8 protein-coding genes and 4 pseudogenes are annotated in these 17,348 nt (G+C 34.5%); 4 read left to right on the top strand and 8 right to left on the bottom strand.

Annotated elements, in window-relative coordinates; genetic code table 11:
• Positions 1 to 487: 487 nt before the first annotated feature.
• A complete protein-coding gene (locus LMD38_RS28075; RefSeq protein ID WP_071713416.1) occupies positions 488 to 1,642 on the bottom strand; it encodes a Ger(x)C family spore germination protein in 1,155 nt (384 codons plus the stop codon).
• The gene (locus tag LMD38_RS28080; RefSeq protein WP_000290474.1) at positions 1,639 to 2,331 is read right to left on the bottom strand and encodes a spore germination protein; all 693 of its coding nucleotides are present in this window, start codon (positions 2,329 to 2,331) and stop codon (positions 1,639 to 1,641) included. The genes LMD38_RS28075 and LMD38_RS28080 overlap by 4 nt, the downstream gene beginning before the upstream one ends.
• Positions 2,332 to 2,421: 90 nt before the next feature.
• On the opposite strand from LMD38_RS28080, the pseudogene LMD38_RS28085 reads away from it, so the two are divergent.
• Positions 2,422 to 3,853 (top strand): annotated as a pseudogene (locus tag LMD38_RS28085) (IS4 family transposase).
• Between the two features lie 444 nt (positions 3,854 to 4,297).
• Here the strand turns inward: LMD38_RS28085 and LMD38_RS28090 are convergent.
• The 5 genes and pseudogenes from LMD38_RS28090 to LMD38_RS28110 form a co-directional block, all read right to left on the bottom strand.
• Positions 4,298 to 4,780, bottom strand: a pseudogene (locus LMD38_RS28090) (sulfotransferase family 2 domain-containing protein); the annotation flags it as partial.
• Between the two features lie 786 nt (positions 4,781 to 5,566).
• Positions 5,567 to 7,834 carry a bifunctional glutamate--cysteine ligase GshA/glutathione synthetase GshB gene (gene gshAB, locus LMD38_RS28095; RefSeq protein WP_000425291.1) on the bottom strand — a complete coding sequence of 756 codons (2,268 nt, stop codon included), beginning with the start codon at positions 7,832 to 7,834 and terminating at the stop codon, positions 5,567 to 5,569.
• Between the two features lie 74 nt (positions 7,835 to 7,908).
• A complete protein-coding gene (locus LMD38_RS28100; RefSeq protein ID WP_000264853.1) occupies positions 7,909 to 8,181 on the bottom strand; it encodes a hypothetical protein in 273 nt (90 codons plus the stop codon).
• 166 nt (positions 8,182 to 8,347) lie between these two features.
• Positions 8,348 to 9,181, bottom strand: a complete 834-nt coding sequence (fghA, locus tag LMD38_RS28105; protein ID WP_000053341.1) for an S-formylglutathione hydrolase — start codon at positions 9,179 to 9,181, stop codon at positions 8,348 to 8,350.
• Between the two features lie 4 nt (positions 9,182 to 9,185).
• Positions 9,186 to 10,301 carry an S-(hydroxymethyl)glutathione dehydrogenase/class III alcohol dehydrogenase gene (locus LMD38_RS28110; RefSeq protein ID WP_000842153.1) on the bottom strand — a complete coding sequence of 372 codons (1,116 nt, stop codon included), beginning with the start codon at positions 10,299 to 10,301 and terminating at the stop codon, positions 9,186 to 9,188.
• Positions 10,302 to 10,423: 122 nt separating this feature from the next.
• Between LMD38_RS28110 and LMD38_RS28115 the strand changes: the two genes are divergently transcribed.
• Complete coding sequence (locus LMD38_RS28115; protein ID WP_000234699.1) at positions 10,424 to 10,780, top strand: winged helix-turn-helix transcriptional regulator; 357 nt, start codon at positions 10,424 to 10,426, stop codon at positions 10,778 to 10,780.
• A gap of 728 nt (positions 10,781 to 11,508) precedes the next feature.
• Positions 11,509 to 12,945: an IS4 family transposase gene (locus LMD38_RS28120; protein ID WP_001053964.1), complete on the top strand. Its 1,437-nt coding sequence runs from the start codon at positions 11,509 to 11,511 to the stop codon at positions 12,943 to 12,945.
• A 201-nt stretch (positions 12,946 to 13,146) separates the two neighbouring features.
• Here the strand turns inward: LMD38_RS28120 and LMD38_RS28125 are convergent.
• A pseudogene (locus LMD38_RS28125) lies at positions 13,147 to 15,755 on the bottom strand (Tn3 family transposase); the annotation flags it as partial.
• A 146-nt stretch (positions 15,756 to 15,901) separates the two neighbouring features.
• Between LMD38_RS28125 and LMD38_RS28130 the strand changes: the two are divergent.
• Positions 15,902 to 17,320 (top strand): annotated as a pseudogene (locus LMD38_RS28130) (DUF4158 domain-containing protein); the annotation flags it as partial.
• Between the last annotated feature and the right edge of the window lie 28 nt (positions 17,321 to 17,348).

The raw sequence follows: 17,348 nt of genomic DNA on the forward strand, positions 1-17,348 counted from the left end.
CACTACATGGACGTTCAGAATATTTACTGAAAGAATGAATGAAAAAATTACACTGTAAGAATAAATTTAATTTTGTGTTTTTTGAAGACAGCAGATGCAACGGACCTGAAGGTAGCTGTTTTAAGATGGGTGGTGAATTCGAACTTTTATTACAAAGAGCAGCTAAATTAGATCCCTTGTTTATTATTCATGGAGGAGACAAGGTTTATACAGTAGAAAAGAAATATGTATAACACTAAACAAAATCATTATCCCTAAAAACAAAATATACGGATTAAATAATTATAAAGTAGACTATTTAGAAAAATAATTATATCTTACCCGGCTTAATCCTATTTTAGCAATGCATGCGCAACCTAATATAGGGGTAGCGTCAGGAAAATGCGGATTTACAACGTTAAGGAATTCAATATAAAAAAGCCTAATTTCTCGGTGTTGCAAGAGCTTAGGCCTTTTTAAAAAACTATAAATACCGTTTGAATTAATATTAGGATCCATCTTGGTACTTCAACTTTCCGGAGTTAACTAAATTAACTTTAACTTTTAAATTCTTTATACTGTGTTCATTTAAGTAAAACGAGTCTGTTTTTACTTCTTCTTTCCATTTTCTTGGATTCTGACGGTATAATGATTCACCTAATTTGTAGATATCTGCATTTATTTCTATTCCTTTTTCAAAGGATTTTAGAATTTCTAATTTGATAATATCTTCAGTTTTTGTAATCAACTCTTTATCACTAATTTCCTTGATCTTCTCATTTATTCCAGCTTGAACTTCAACTCGAATATTAAAAAGTATGGGCTTACTACTCATAATAGGGGAAGTTGTAATCTTAGGTTTCTCTATCACTACGGAAACAACAGCGCTATCATTCTCAATAATCCACACAGGAGATCGAACGTTTTTTTCATCCATCCATCTTAGACCGTTTAAATCAGTCTCAGAAAGCCATCCTTCTAGGCGATTATTCCTTACAAAGAACGCTCCATCATTTCTTAATAATGGTGCTTTTTTGGATTCTTCTTTCCAATTTTCTGTTGAAATTTTAAGTGATGGGATATAAGCAGTTTGCCCCATCGGATCACTATCTCTAATAAATTGATAAAATTGTTTAGGTTGTATGTAAGACCGTTGTTTATACCTTTCCTTTGGTTCATGGAGAATGGTAGACAACCCCGATAATGTAAAAAAGGCTTTTGTTTTAAGTATATCATCAATGGGTTCCTTTGTAGCGTATAAGAGAATATTATAGCGTATTTCTCGGTACCGATTAATAAAATCAATAGAGTCTTTAATATCTTGTCTGAGCAGTCTTTCGCTTAATATTATTGTAGATACATGTCCCCAAAAAAGTCTTTGTTGAGCATCCTTATATAATTGATTTAATGCTTCCGTAATGGTAAAACCTTCACCTCTTCCTATCCACACTGGTGGTTGTTTATCAGGTCTAGCCCCCTCTAACTTAGCAACGTTAGAAAAGTCAAGTAACTGAGCATAAGCTATATATTTTCCTTCTTTAAAATCTATACCAAGAGCTGCAACATAATAAATATCTTGAACTTCTTTAATATTCCAACATCCAGATAACATTGCACTAGTGATAAGCATCATAATTATTAGTTTTATTTTGTGCAGCTTCACTGTTTTCCTTCTCCTTCGTCCGTTTTAGAACTATCATTGGTTCGGAGATAATCAACTCTATGTCTATAACTTCTCCACGGTAAACGAAACAATCCCTTGAAAAAATCTGAACTAGATTTTGGGAAAACTAAAGCTAAGTAAGGGATTCCAAAGGAACGTAATCTTGAGATATAAAGAACGATTACGAATCCGGCAAGCATAAATCCATATAACCCCATCAAAATTGAACATAATAGTACAAACCCTCTGAGTATGGATACTGCTCCTGCTAATATTTGGTTTACTAAGGTATATCCCGCAATAGCAGATAAAGCAGTAATAACAATGACAGAAGGGGAGATAAAACCCGAACGGATTGCAGCATCCCCAATGATTAGTCCGCCTACCACTGAAAGGGTTTGACCAAGGGGGGAGGGTAATCTTTGACCGGCTTCACGGAACATCTCAAAAAGGAACAAAACAATTATAAGCTCAAGTGGTGCTGGAAATGGTAGACCTGATCTTGCAACAGTCACAGTCGCAAGAAGAGGGAAAGGAATTTGATCTTGGTGATAAGCAAGTAATGCCATCCAAAATCCGGGTAGGAAGACAGCTAAAAGAAATCCTATCCACCGATAAAAGCGTGCAAATGATACAGTTAGAAAATTAAAGTGGGAATCTTCTGCAGCTTTTATTAGGGGTACCGCCACATGCCCATCAACTTAAGAATTTTCACTACCCCCAAGTGACAAAAAACGTTATTCTTTCTAAAAAGCTAGCTAGAAAGGGTGACATTTTTTATGAATCTTTCGATTCAAGATGAATTACAACTATTTTCTGAAGAACTGTATCGTCATTTAACCCCTTCTCTTTTGGAAGAACTCGCAAAAGAATTAGGTTTTGTAAAAAGAAAACGAAAGTTTTCTGGAAATGAATTAGCTACCATATGTATTTGGGTAAGTCAACGTACAGCGAGTGACTCGCTTGTTCGACTATGCAGTCAATTACATGCGGCTACAGGCACTCTTATGAGTCCAGAAGGACTCAATAAACGCTTTGATAAAAAAGCGGTTGAATTTTTGAAATATATTTTTTCGGCATTATGGAAAAGTAAAATCTGTGAAACATCGGCCATTTCAAGCGCGGCGCTCACGTATTTTCAACGAATTCGTATTTTAGATGCGACGATTTTCCAAGTACCAAAACATTTAGCCCATGTATATCCTGGATCAGGTGGTTGTGCACAAACAGCGGGTATCAAGATTCAATTAGAATATGACTTACATAGCGGACAGTTTCTAAACTTTCAGATAGGTCCAGGAAAAAATAATGATAAGACCTTTGGAACAGAATGCTTAGACACATTACGTCCAAGCGATTTATGTATCCGTGATTTAGGTTATTTTTCATTAGAAGACTTAGATCAAATGGATCAACGAGGTGCTTATTATATATCCAGATTAAAATTAAACCATACCGTGTATGTAAAAAATCCGTTTCCAGAATACTTTCGAAACGGAACCGTAAAAAAGCAATCACAGTATATCCAAGTTGATTTAGAACATATTATGAACAATTTAAAACCCGGTCAAACATACGAAATAAAAGAAGCTTACATTGGAAAGAATCAAAAACTATTCACACGTGTAATTATCTATCGTTTAACAGACAAACAGATACAGGAACGTAGAAAAAAACAAAGTTACACTGAAAGTAAAAAGGGTATTACATTTTCAGAAAAGAGTAAACGATTAACGGGTATCAACATATATGTCTCAAATACGCCTGAAGGAGTTGTTCCGATGGAACAAATACATGACTTTTACTCCCTTCGCTGGCAAATAGAAATTATTTTTAAAACGTGGAAATCCTTATTTCAAATTCATCATTGGCAAACTATCAAAAAAGAGCGATTAGAATGTCATGTGTATGGAAGACTTATTGCCATCTTTATCTGTTCTTCTACGATGTTTAAGATGCGTAAACTTCTTTTGCAAAAGAACAAAAGAGAATTAAGTGAATATAAAGCCATTGGGATGATTCAAGATCATGTATCGCTGTTATATCAAGCGATACAGAGACCAAAATCTAACAAAGATTTTAATCCGTTTGTTCGACCTCCTACAGAAGAATGGACGGAAATCTCATCGATATGAGAAGAAAACTATCTTTGATATTATGGGTGTTGTCTATGAGTATAATGGGTTTGGAAAACAAAAGAAAGCTGCATAATTTTTAAAATGAAACTCGTTAGAGTTTATTTGGTGTGTGTACTTTTCAATACCAAAAGTACATTACGTGTTTTTTAGTTTGTTTGAACGAAAGTTCATTTTGTTTTCGTTCTTAAGTTGATGGGCATGGGGTACCGCCAGCATTTCGGAAAAAAACCACGCTAAGAGAATATATATAAGAAAAGAGCCAGAATTTACCCCGCTAAGAGTAAATCGGCTCTTTAATATATAAAGGATGCACAGAAAAACCTAGAGGGGTTCAGCCGAGATACTTGTAGAAATGGGTCATAATCATACATTATTTTACAAATACATCTTATCTTGAAGGTATATGGATTATATAAAGTTAAAAATATAGTGTTAAACCCAAAAAAACACCATAACAGTGTTCACGGTGTTTTCCATATTAAAAATAAGACTATTATTTAAGTACTCTGAAACTGATTCATATTGTAGAAATATCCATTTTAAGATAATGATACGCTTCAAAATCTTCATTAAATATATCTGTAACTAATTTTATAGCCTCCGTATCATAAAAGCTCTGATATGTCGGCAGCCGAGGGAAAGATGGATCTGTAATGTCAGCTTCAGCGTAGTTTCCCTTATGAATCATCTTAGGCGCCTGATGATGCCATGATCTCGTTAATGTGTCTAGTGGGATAGTCTGTAAGTTATATTTGTTTTCTATTTTTGAGATTTCATTAGAGAAATTCTCTAAATATATATAATTGGTTACAAACTCTTCTTCTCCTTGAATATATTGTTGTGAATAGTGTGGATTAAGATAGTCAGAATCTGCCCCATTCGCGTGAAGATAATGTAAAAAATGTTTAAATGATTTTTTCTTTTTGCATGTACTGTCGTTATAAATAAACTTTCTAATAGGTTCCCACTCTGGATTTTCTATACCTGGTGGAGCAATAAGGGGTCACCATACCCAAAAAAGAAAATTGTACATTTAGACAAAATTTAGACACATTTAAACTGATTCCTGTACGTTAAGGAACCGATTACTTAGTTTACTACTTTTTTTAAAGAATCAAATAGTGAAAATTTCGTGGAAATTTGCTTAACGTAAGTTTTATATCAACTATTACGTTGGAGTACAGCCAAGGTACGTGTATTATCTACTATGAAAATCAGGAATATTTAAAGTATTCTAAGAAGAAGAATTGAGTGATAAGCTACGTTAACTACTTGATATCTTAACTAAGTAAATTATGTATTTAATGTATTCAAGGTAGTGCAATGAGAAGGTATCGAATAACCTTGCTTGGATAAACCGTGTCTCTTAAGAGCTCCTTAAGGCGCGTCCGTTACCTTGAGGGCAACGAACGGTTGTAGACTTCGATGTTGCAAGGATCGTTGTCAAACAAATTGTTTACATGTATTCAATGTAAAACTCTTATTAAATTAAGGTTTTTACTCCTAAGTATAGATAACATGTATATCTCGTCTGTATCCCTTTTTGACTTGCTCTTGATTGACCAAATAAGTCAAAATACCTTTCTAAATTTCCCTCTGATATTCCCCTATTTTATCTTATTCAAACTTGCATTCCAATAACCCATTTCTCATACGCCTGTTTCTAAAATAATAATTTAAATTGGGACCTCTGAGAGATCCCAATTAATTAAAAAGTAATGTCTCCTCTTGTTACATCATTTACAATTTTTATACTAATCCCTCTAACATCTCGAAGACTTCTAAATTATTTTTTTGGTAGTTCAGGGAATAAATAATGTAATATACAGATGGTCAAACGTCTGGATTTGCCTTTATACGGATATATATGCATATACATCGATGGATTAAAGTTTGCCTCAATAATTCCATAAGCATTTTTATTAGCTGCAGGAACTTCTGTATTTTCAATAATCAAATCAATACCACTAATATTTGCTCCAAGTGCCGACACAGCATCTACGGCAATTTTCTTATAATCATCGGGAATTTGATCTGTCATATCAATTGAGTCTCCACCTGTACTGACATTAGAATTTTCTCGCAGAAAAACAATTTCATCACTTGTTGGAATAGAATCTTTTCGATACCCTTGAGCTTTAAGCATTAGGACCTCTAATTCACCTAATTGTATATTTTCTAAAGGTGTTCTATGGTCCATTCCTCTTAATGAATTCAGGTTCTTTTGAGCGACTAACTCTTCAATCGTATGTGAACCGTCTCCTATAACATTGGCTGGAATTCGTAATAAAACGGCAGAAACTTTGCCATCTAGCACAAAAAATCGATATTCTGTTCCATTAATAAATTCTTCTATTAATACTGATGAGTCCTCTTTAAATGCTATTGTGAGTGCTTTTTGATAGTCTTCGTAACTTGCTCCGTTTTCTTTAAAGATAGATATTCCTAAACCATAATTTGTTGTTTTTGGTTTAACGACAAAAGGCTTTCCTGCAAATATATCATAGGAACGTAAGGCTTTTTCTATATCACTAAATTCCTCACCTATTGGTACACGAAATCCATGCTGTTGAAGAATTTTCTTTGTTACTGTTTTATTTTCCATAATTAATGGTGATATATAACTATCTTTACTTGTCATATTCCCATTTTTCACATATTCAACATGATTTCCTAACTGTAGTTTTAAAAATTGATCTTGTCGATCTAAAACGTCTACTTGTAATCCTTGTTGAATAGCATCAAACATTAAAATTTGTGTAGACAACTCCATGTCAGTAAATCCTGATAGTTGATATGGTTTATCCCATGCTTTTTTATAATTTTCTTTAGCAATACGGGAAGCTACCTGACTTTGACTACTTTTTATAATCTCTTTATAAAGTCTTCCAGCTAAAGTCTTACTTGGATCTGTTAGCATTTCTCTCAAGTTAACAAATAAGGTATTCGAAACAGTTATGTCTAACAGCCCTGTTAAATGTTCCATCTCATCAATAATACGCTCAGCATCTGTTTTAAATTGCGTATGTTCTAACGGATGTTCAAGAGCCACTAAATTATTTTGAAAATCACCGATTTTTACCCATTCATCATTATTATCGTCTTGATCAATCCAGAGTAAATAGATGAGGAAAAGATGTAGAAATTCTGCTTGTTCATGGCTAATTCCATATGTTTCAAAAGGATTTAAATCTAGGTTTCTTAATTCAATATAACGAATCCCATGATTTTTTAAATCTGAAACTTGAGGACCGCCCCTTAAACGGACAGATGCATAAAATTCTTTTTCTTCTAATAAAACCCCTTTACTTACCAGCGAAGAAAGATCAGATATATAGTTCTGTAAACTACTATAGGATACTTGAACATCATTTTCATTACTATAACCATATTTACTATTTCTAATGCTTCTTACGGCGTCATTTAAAGGATTTATTTCAAAGAAATTCTTTTCACTACTAGGAGAAGCACCGAAGAAATAAGTTATTAACCATCGATAGTGTAAATAATTCCTTGTGACTTTCAGATAAATTTCTGTTTTAAATTGATGATAATCTTTTATTTCTGATTGTAATTCAAATAATGCCTGAATCAAATTATCGCTAAATTCAAAATTGTAATGAATACCACTAATCATTTGTTTTCGTCGACCATAAGAATTAGATAAATATCGACGATATAAAACATTTTCATGATTATTAAGTTTCGCAATAACAATATCTTCTTCTTTTTCGGGCAACTGTGGTGGCATGCTTAATGGCCAAAGCATTTCGTTATTTCCCATAGAACGATAGGCAACATCATGGATAGCTGCTAAATAATTAAATAAATCTCCTAGTGTCTCAGTAACTGGTGTGATTAATTCCATTTGTGTTTCAGAGAAATCTCGCTGAATATAAGGATGTTCATCTCTTACTGAAATACTTTTGGGATGTTCCGTTTTAGCTAAACTTCCTGATAGGTCAACTCGTTGACTTTCTTTTTCAACTCCAAAACGTGCTTTTAATAAATATGGTTTAATACGGTCATTGTTTAACATTTTTTTCATTTCCATACAAACTGTACCTCCCATCAACTCAAATATTTGATATAGAAATAGCTAAAATTATAACCATTATTTTTTTGAATTTAGCATTTGGATATTAATGGCCAAAGCATTTTATTCTTATCCACGGAAAGAGAAGGGATTTCACGAATAGCTGCTAAGTAATTAATCATGTCTTCTAATGTTTTAGTATTAGGCTGAATATATGATCTTGTATCTCTTATCGAAAACGGTTTAGACGTTTCAGTTGAACTTTCAAATAAGTCAACTTGTCGATTTTCCTTTTCAATCTCATAACGAGATTTTAATAAGGATGGTTTAACACGGTAATTAAATAACATTTTTTTAATCCACATGAACTCTTCCTCCCAATTTATTTGTTTTTACAAACTATATAATATGACAAAATATAACAATCAAAAGCACCCACATCTCTACATGCGGATACTTTTGTTACTATATTTTGCTGTAAACTTAAATACTTCATATGCCATTGGAAGTGGGTATTGTTGTAAATAAGAATCATCTTAAATACTTCATATGGAAAGAGAAATGCTCATTTAAGAAAGTGGAAATAAAGAAGTAGCTATGATCATAGCCCTCCATTTTTTTATAAGTTACCATTTGACTATTTTTTTGAGCGTTCTCTAAGAAAATATGTTCTTCCAATTGTTTCGGATAAAACTCGTCTTGACTACCTTGCATAATAAGAATTGGTGGAATAGTAGCTTCTTTAATTAATTCTGAAGCATCCCATTCTTTCCAAGAATCTTTGTCTTCACCTAAATAAGAGGTGAAAGCATTTATTCCCCATGGTACTTGACTAGGAGTTAAGATTGGAGAAAAAGCAGAAACCGCTTTGAATCTCTTAGCATTTTTCAAACCGATCACTAAAGCCCCATGTCCTCCCATTGAATGCCCCATTATGCTTTCTTCACCTGAAAAATTAGGTACTATAGTCGAAGCAATGGATGTTAATTCATCTACGATATACGAATACATTTTATAATGCTGTGCCCAAGGATCCTGGGTAGCATTTAAATAAAAACCTGCCCCTTGTCCAAGATCCCATGCTGCAACATCAGAAACGTATTCTCCACGTGGTGAAGTATCTGGCATAATCACTGCAACTTGATGTTTTTCAGCCAAACGTTGAAATCCACTTTTTTGACTAAAATTATCATCTGTACAAGTTAAACCAGATAACCACCATATAAGTGGAATTTTTTTCTTTTCTTTATTTGATGGTAAGTAGATACTAAATTTCATATCACATTGCAAGACTTCGGAATAATGGCTATACTTACGTTGCTCTCCTTCGAAAGAACGATGTTGTTCAATACATTTAAGACTCATTATCTCACTCTCCGTAAGTTAAAATCGTACGAATGGATTCACCTTTGTGTAATAAGTCAAATGCCGCATTGATGTCTTTAAATTCTAAATGATGAGTAATAAATGAATCTAAATCAATATCACCATGCATATAATCTTCGACCATTTCTGGAAGTTCAGATCTTCCTTTAACTCCACCAAAGGCTGATCCACGCCATACTCGGCCCGTTACTAATTGGAATGGACGAGTATGGATTTCTTTACCAGCACCAGCTACTCCGATAATAATACTTTCGCCCCAACCTTTATGACATGCTTCAAGAGCGGATTTCATTACTTCAACATTACCAATACATTCGAAGCTATAATCCACGCCACCATCTGTCATTTCGACTATAACTTCTTGAATTGGGCGATCATAATCTGCAGGATTCACAAAATCAGTCGCTCCCATTTTTTTAGCGAGTTCCCATTTTTGGGGATTCAGGTCAACTGCAATAATTCGGCTTGCTTTTGCTTGAACCAATCCTTGAATAGCTGCTAATCCAATCGCTCCTAAACCAAATACAGCTGTTACAGCTCCTTCTTCAACTTTTGCAGTGTTGTGTACAGCACCAATACCTGTAGTCACACCACATCCTAATAAAGCAACTTTATCTAACGGAGCGTTTTCATCGATTTTCGCTAAGTTAATCTCATTAACAACTGTATATTCACTGAATGTACTAGTTCCCATGTAATGATAAAGGGGCTCTCCATTATAAGAGAAGCGAGTTGTTCCATCAGGCATTAAACCTTTACCTTGTGTTTCTCGTACAGCACTACATAGGTTTGTTTTACCAGAACGACAGAATTTACATTCTCCACATTCAGGTGTATATAGTGGAATAACATGATCCCCAGGTTTTACTGAAGTAACTTCATCACCTACTGAAACGACAACACCAGCACCTTCATGGCCTAATACAGCAGGAAATACTCCTTCTGGGTCGTCACCTGATAATGTAAAAGCATCTGTATGACAGACAGAAGTATATAGTATTTTTACTAATACCTCTTTTGCTTTTGGCTCTTCTACATCGATTTCTACGATTTGAAGTGGCTCCCCTGGCTTAAATGCAACAGCAGCTCTACTTTTCAATTGAATCCCTACTTTCTTTTTTTATTGTTTACACCACTAAGATTACACTTTATAATTTTAATTACAATACTGACAAATTTGTCACTATAAACATTTTTTTCGCGAGAGGAAGGTCAAAAATTATGGTTATTCATTATAAGGACAAGGAATTTTTCACTGGAAAAGATTTAGCTTTATCTGTGATAGGAGGGCGTTGGAAAATAGCAATTATATGGTGTTTGTTACAACGTTCGCCATTAAGATTAAGTGAAATACAAAAAAAGCTGCCTGAAGTTAATCAACGTATGTTGATTAGACAATTAAGAGAATTAGAAGACGATAAAATAATTACTCGATGTGTATACCCCGTAGTGCCTCCTAAGGTTGAGTATGAACTTAGTGAAATTGGTCATCAACTAGAGAATGTTGTAACAGCCATCTGTGATTGGGGAGATGACTTTAGTGATTTTGTAGAAAAAGATTCGGACGAACTTAGTTGAAGAAACAAGTAAATATCGATTCATTAAAAATAGTGCGTAATTGTATGACTTAATCCATAAATTTGCATACAAAAAACCGATAACTTTGCATCGAATGCTGTAAAGTCATACGTAACGACTAGTTAAGATAATTAACGAAAATATACGCTAAGTAAATTTCGACATAAAATGAGCCGAATTTCCTACTCTAAGGGGTCCCGCCAACCAAATGACATAAAACCCACGTTAATAAATTTTATGGAAAATAAAAATCCGGTTTTCCTGTATTAAAAAATATTTTACAAAGAAAAAGCTGATTTCCTTATCTTAAAGAAAATCAGCTTTTGGCGTAGTTATTAATTTAGAGGTTGATGGGGTTCAGCCGAGATACGTGTAAAAACGGGGCATGAGCTGTAATATATTTCCATTGTTGGGTTTTTAGATAAAAATATCTACCTCATGATTAACAAAAAGCTGATTACCTATGCGCTATAAATGAACTGCCCCAATTGTTAAACAAAACCTAGCAATTGGGGCAGTTCATAGTTATCATTTGACTCTTCTAGTGACCTTCTCAAGTAAAGCACCCTTTGGTTGAATAAGATTTATTTATTCATTCCCATCAATCGCTTAATTGTTCTTATTTGGGGTACAGTCACATGCCCATCAACTTAAGAATTTTCACTACCCCCAAGTGACAAAAAACGTTATTCTTTCTAAAAAGCTAGCTAGAAAGGGTGACATTTTTTATGAATCTTTCGATTCAAGATGAATTACAACTATTTTCTGAAGAACTGTATCGTCATTTAACCCCTTCTCTTTTGGAAGAACTCGCAAAAGAATTGGGTTTTGTAAAAAGAAAACGAAAGTTTTCTGGAAATGAATTAGCTACCATATGTATTTGGGTAAGTCAACGTACAGCGAGTGACTCGCTTGTTCGACTATGCAGTCAATTACATGCGGCCACAGGCACTCTTATGAGTCCAGAAGGACTCAATAAACGCTTTGATAAAAAAGCGGTTGAATTTTTGAAATATATTTTTTCGGCATTATGGAAAAGTAAAATCTGTGAAACATCGGCCATTTCAAGCGCGGCGCTCACGTATTTTCAACGAATTCGTATTTTAGATGCGACGATTTTCCAAGTACCAAAACATTTAGCCCATGTATATCCTGGATCAGGTGGTTGTGCACAAACAGCGGGTATCAAGATTCAATTAGAATATGACTTACATAGCGGACAGTTTCTAAACTTTCAGATAGGTCCAGGAAAAAATAATGATAAGACCTTTGGAACAGAATGCTTAGACACATTACGTCCAAGCGATTTATGTATCCGTGATTTAGGTTATTTTTCATTAGAAGACTTAGATCAAATGGATCAACGAGGTGCTTATTATATATCCAGATTAAAATTAAACCATACCGTGTATGTAAAAAATCCGTTTCCAGAATACTTTCGAAACGGAACCGTAAAAAAGCAATCACAGTATATCCAAGTTGATTTAGAACATATTATGAACAATTTAAAACCCGGTCAAACATACGAAATAAAAGAAGCTTACATTGGAAAGAATCAAAAACTATTCACACGTGTAATTATCTATCGTTTAACAGACAAACAGATACAGGAACGTAGAAAAAAACAAAGTTACACTGAAAGTAAAAAGGGTATTACATTTTCAGAAAAGAGTAAACGATTAACGGGTATCAACATATATGTCTCAAATACGCCTGAAGGAGTTGTTCCGATGGAACAAATACATGACTTTTACTCCCTTCGCTGGCAAATAGAAATTATTTTTAAAACGTGGAAATCCTTATTTCAAATTCATCATTGGCAAACTATCAAAAAAGAGCGATTAGAATGTCATGTGTATGGAAGACTTATTGCCATCTTTATCTGTTCTTCTACGATGTTTAAGATGCGTAAACTTCTTTTGCAAAAGAACAAAAGAGAATTAAGTGAATATAAAGCCATTGGGATGATTCAAGATCATGTATCGCTGTTATATCAAGCGATACAGAGAAACACCCAAAATCTAACAAAGATTTTAATCCGTTTGTTCGACCTCCTACAGAAGAATGGACGGAAATCTCATCGATATGAGAAGAAAACTATCTTTGATATTATGGGTGTTGTCTATGAGTATAATGGGTTTGGAAAACAAAAGAAAGCTGCATAATTTTTAAAATGAAACTCGTTAGAGTTTATTTGGTGTGTGTACTTTTCAATACCAAAAGTACATTACGTGTTTTTTAGTTTGTTTGAACGAAAGTTCATTTTGTTTTCGTTCTTAAGTTGATGGGCATGGGGTACAGTCAGGAAAATGCGGATTTACAACGCTAAGCCCATTTCCCCGACTATTCCCCCAGTTTTAACAACGTTAAGAAAGTTTCAAGGGTCTTAAAGAATCTAACGAGACCATTTTCTCCGAATTAAAATGGTATTCTCCAAGTAAATTAATATGTTCCCAACCTAGAGGTGACATATGGTGCAATAATTCTTCATTAAAACTACCTGACCGTTTTTGATATTCAACTGCCTTTGTTAGATGTAAAGTATTCCAGATACTGATGGCATTGATAATGATGTTTAAAGCACTGGCTCTTTGCAATTGATGTTGTATAGTCCGTTCCCTAAGCTCACCTTGTTTTCCGAAGAAAATAGCTCTTGCTAATCCGTTCATGGCTTCTCCTTTATTTAATCCCCTTTGTATTTTTCTTCTTAATGATTCATCCGATATATAATTCAAAATAAAAATTGTTTTTTCTATTCGACCCATCTCACGTAAGGCTATAGCCAAGCTGTTTTGTCTTGAATAAGATCCTAGTTTCCCCATAATAAGGGATGCTGAAACTGTTCCTTCTCTTATTGAGTGAGCTAATCGCAAAACATCCTCATAATTTTCTTTAATGACCTTTGTATTTATTTGTCCACGTAAAATGGCTTCTAATTTTGGATACTCACTTGCTTTATCTATTGTAAATAATTTTGAGTCTGCTAAATCTCTTATTCTTGGGGCAAATTTAAATCCTAATAAATGAGTCAGTCCGAATATTTGATCTGTGTAACCAGCTGTGTCTGTATAATGCTCTTCTATGTTTAAATCCGTTTCATGGTGCAACAAACCATCTAAAACATGAATCGCATCCCTTGAATTAGTATGAATAATCTTTGTGTAGTAAGAAGAGAATTGATCACTAGTAAAACGGTAGATGGTGGCTCCTTTTCCAGTTCCATAATGTGGGTTTGCATCTGCATGTAGTGATGAACACCTAACTGCATTCTCATACCGTCTGATGAGGATGTTGTACCGTCTCCCCAATAGGAAGACAATTGTAATTTGTGATGAAAATTTACTAATACGGCTTGGGCTTTATTCATTGCATCTTCATACATGCGCCATTGAGATACATTGGCTAATTGCTTATATGTAAGTCCGGGTGTTGCTTCAGCCATCTTGCTTACACCTATATTCATTCCCATTCCTAAAAGGGCAGCCATAATAATAATCGTTTCTTCTTTATCCGGTTTTCGATTATTGGAAGCATGAGTAAATTGCTCATGAAATCCTGTTATATAAGCAATATCCATCAGTAAATCGGTTAATTTTATTCTTGGTAGCATCTGATAAAGGCTTGCACTAAACTTTTTTGCTTCTTCTGGTACATCTTTTTCTAAGCGTGCAAGTGACAGCTTTCCTTTATCAAGAGAAACTCCATCTAACTTGTTGGAATTGGCAGTTAACCACTTTAACCTTTCATTAAGGCTGCTGGTTCTCTCCGTTATATAATCTTCGAATGATAAACTAACTGATAATCTCGTATTCTCTTTCGTTTGATTCCATGTAAATTCGGAAAACAAATATTCCTCAAAATCTCTATATTGTCTGCTGCCAACAATGGAAACATCTCCTGCCCGAACATGCTCCCGAAGTTCTGTTAAAACAGCCATTTCATAGTAATGACGATTGATTGTTGTACCATCATTCTCGTATAAATGCTTTTTCCAACGTTTTGAAATAAAATCCACAGGTGAGTCATCAGGTACTTTTCGTTTTCCGGATTCGTTCATTCCTCGGATAATCTCTACAGCTTGTAAAAGTGGCTCATTTGCCTTTGTAGAATGAAATTCCAACACCCTTAATAGCGTTGGCGTATATTTTCTTAGTGAATAAAATCGTTTTTGCAGTAAGTCTAAATAATCATAGTCAGCAGGACGTGCAAGCTCCTGGGCTTCTTCGACCGAAGAGACAAAAGAATTCCATTCAATAACGGATTCTAAAACCTCAAAAACGTCTAATTTTTCCTGTTTTGCTTTGATCAAAGCTTGTCCGATGTTCGTAAAGTGTATAACTTTCTCATTCAGCTTTTTACCGTTCAGTTTCTGAATTTCCTCTTGAGCCTTACGACCTTTTGATAAGAGACTAAGTATTTGTCTGTCATGAATTTCAAAAGCTTTATCCGTCAAATCTTGATTAAGATGTAATAAATAGACGGTTAGTATTGAATATCGTTTATTTTCCTGAAAATCACGGAATGCATAAGGTTCATATCTTGAACCCAAGCGAGACAGCTGTAACAGGCGATTGCGGTGCAAATGATTAATTTGCACCGTTTCTAATTCCATTCCTCGTATGTATTCGAGTCGTTCTATTACTTTTAAAAAGGTTTCGGGTGAAGGATGTCCCGGTGGTTCTTTTAACCAATCCAATATCGTTTTATTGGATTCTGACGAATGCTGCAAGGTAATAATATCTTCAAGTTTTTCTTTTTGTTCATTTGTTAGGGATTGACTAACCGTGTTAAATAGCTTCTTTTCAGCCATTGCCCTTGCTTCCCACACTATTCTTTCAAGTGTAGTGATAGCAGGCAGTATGATTTTGTTTTTTCTTAGAAAATCTATGCATTCATGTAGTAGATGAATGGCATCACCATTTTCCAAAGCCAATTGATGTAGGTGCTTAAATGTCATTCTATATTCTTTCAGGCTTAATCACAGGGTTACTGCTCTAGTCCGTCAGATATATTACAATAAAAGGAAAATGGTTTAGCTTTGCTGCTTTTCTTAGTTATCTTGATGGTCTCTATGTTTGAAATTATACTATTAAAAAAACATGTAGATCAGAGGGAGAACCAGTGAAGAAAAATTGGAATGAAGAAGAGCTTTTAGCAAACTTTATGTTAATGCCAAATGAACTACATCTATCTATGGGGAATAAAACAGAAACGAACCGTTTGGGCTTTGCCGTGTTACTAAAGTATTTCCAACAGAAAGCTAGATTCCCTAGCCAAAAGCAAGACATCCCAAAAGTAGTGATCGAGTACATAGCGAAACAGCTTGATGTTTCGCATGATCAATTTGATGAATATAGTTGGGGTGGAAAAGAAAAGACTTATACCCGACATCGAAAAAATATAAGGGATTTTTTTGGATTTCAGGAGCTTACACGTACAGATAATGATCGTTTGGGACAATGGTTAGAAGAACAAGTTCAGTCTACACATGATACAGACTATTTAAAAAACCAAGCATACAGTCTCTTTCGTAAATGGAAAGTTGAACCTCCTTCTATTGGGAGCTTAAAGCGTATGATTGACTCTGCCATTGATACTTTTGAAAAGAGCTTATATAAAATGACATATCAGCAATTATCTGCTAAGACGTGCACTCGGTTAGATGCTTTACTTGAGTCCCATGCTGATGAGGATTCTGATGGAGAGGAAACCGACATTTTAACTTTTCGTCAACTATTATCTTCTCCTCGTAAACCAAGTGTAAATGCGATGGAGATGGAGGTTAAAAAACTGTTAGCTATACGACATCTCCAAATTCCTAATGGTTTGTTTCATCATATGACTCCAAAATTACTAAAGAAATATCGACTTCGTGCAGCTACTGAGACTGTAACGGAATTGCGAGCACATCCAGCACCCATTCGCTACACCTTACTTGCCATCTTATTTTGGCATCGTCATGCTGAAGTTATCGACTATTTAGCTGATCTGTTGGATGAAATCACTCTCAAGTTCGGAAATAAGGCCAAGAATACTACCCGTAAAGAAGCAGTAGAAGAGTTGGAAAGGGTTCAAGGGAAAAATAAACATATTATCAACTTATTAAAAGCGACGGTTAATCATCCAGATGGAATTATTCAAGATACTCTATATCCGATTGTAGGCGCTTCAACAATTCGGGATATTATTAAAGACATGACAAGAAATCACCGAGAATACAAAGAAAAAATCTATATAAAGATGCATTCTTCCTATCGGGGGCATTATCGGATTGCTTTCTGTAATATCTTAAAAAATCTTACGTTCAGATCTAATAATCAATCTCATCAACCTGTCATTGAAGCTCTTCAACTAATTCGAGAATATGGTGATAGTGGTCAACGTTTTTTTGCAGCTAATGACGAAGTTCCTATTGAAGGAGTGATCCAGCCCAAATGGAAGGATATCATTATTGAGACGGATAGTAAGGGAATGGAGAGGGTTAACCGAATCAATTATGAGATTGCTGTTTTACAAACACTTCGAACGCGCCTCCGGTGTTTTACCGTTAATATCAATAACATGTGTT

The organism is Bacillus pacificus (assembly GCF_020861345.1).
Lineage (GTDB): Bacteria > Bacillota > Bacilli > Bacillales > Bacillaceae_G > Bacillus_A > Bacillus_A pacificus.

Excerpts from the sequence above, each read along its gene's own strand:
- gshAB (WP_000425291.1), bottom strand. The coding sequence starts at position 7,834 with ATGGAAATGAAAAAAATGTTAAACAATGACCGTATTAAACCATATTTA.
- LMD38_RS28100 (WP_000264853.1), bottom strand. The coding sequence starts at position 8,181 with ATGTGGATTAAAAAAATGTTATTTAATTACCGTGTTAAACCATCCTTA.
- fghA (WP_000053341.1), bottom strand. The coding sequence starts at position 9,181 with ATGAGTCTTAAATGTATTGAACAACATCGTTCTTTCGAAGGAGAGCAA.
- LMD38_RS28115 (WP_000234699.1), top strand. The coding sequence starts at position 10,424 with ATGGTTATTCATTATAAGGACAAGGAATTTTTCACTGGAAAAGATTTA.
- LMD38_RS28120 (WP_001053964.1), top strand. The coding sequence starts at position 11,509 with ATGAATCTTTCGATTCAAGATGAATTACAACTATTTTCTGAAGAACTG.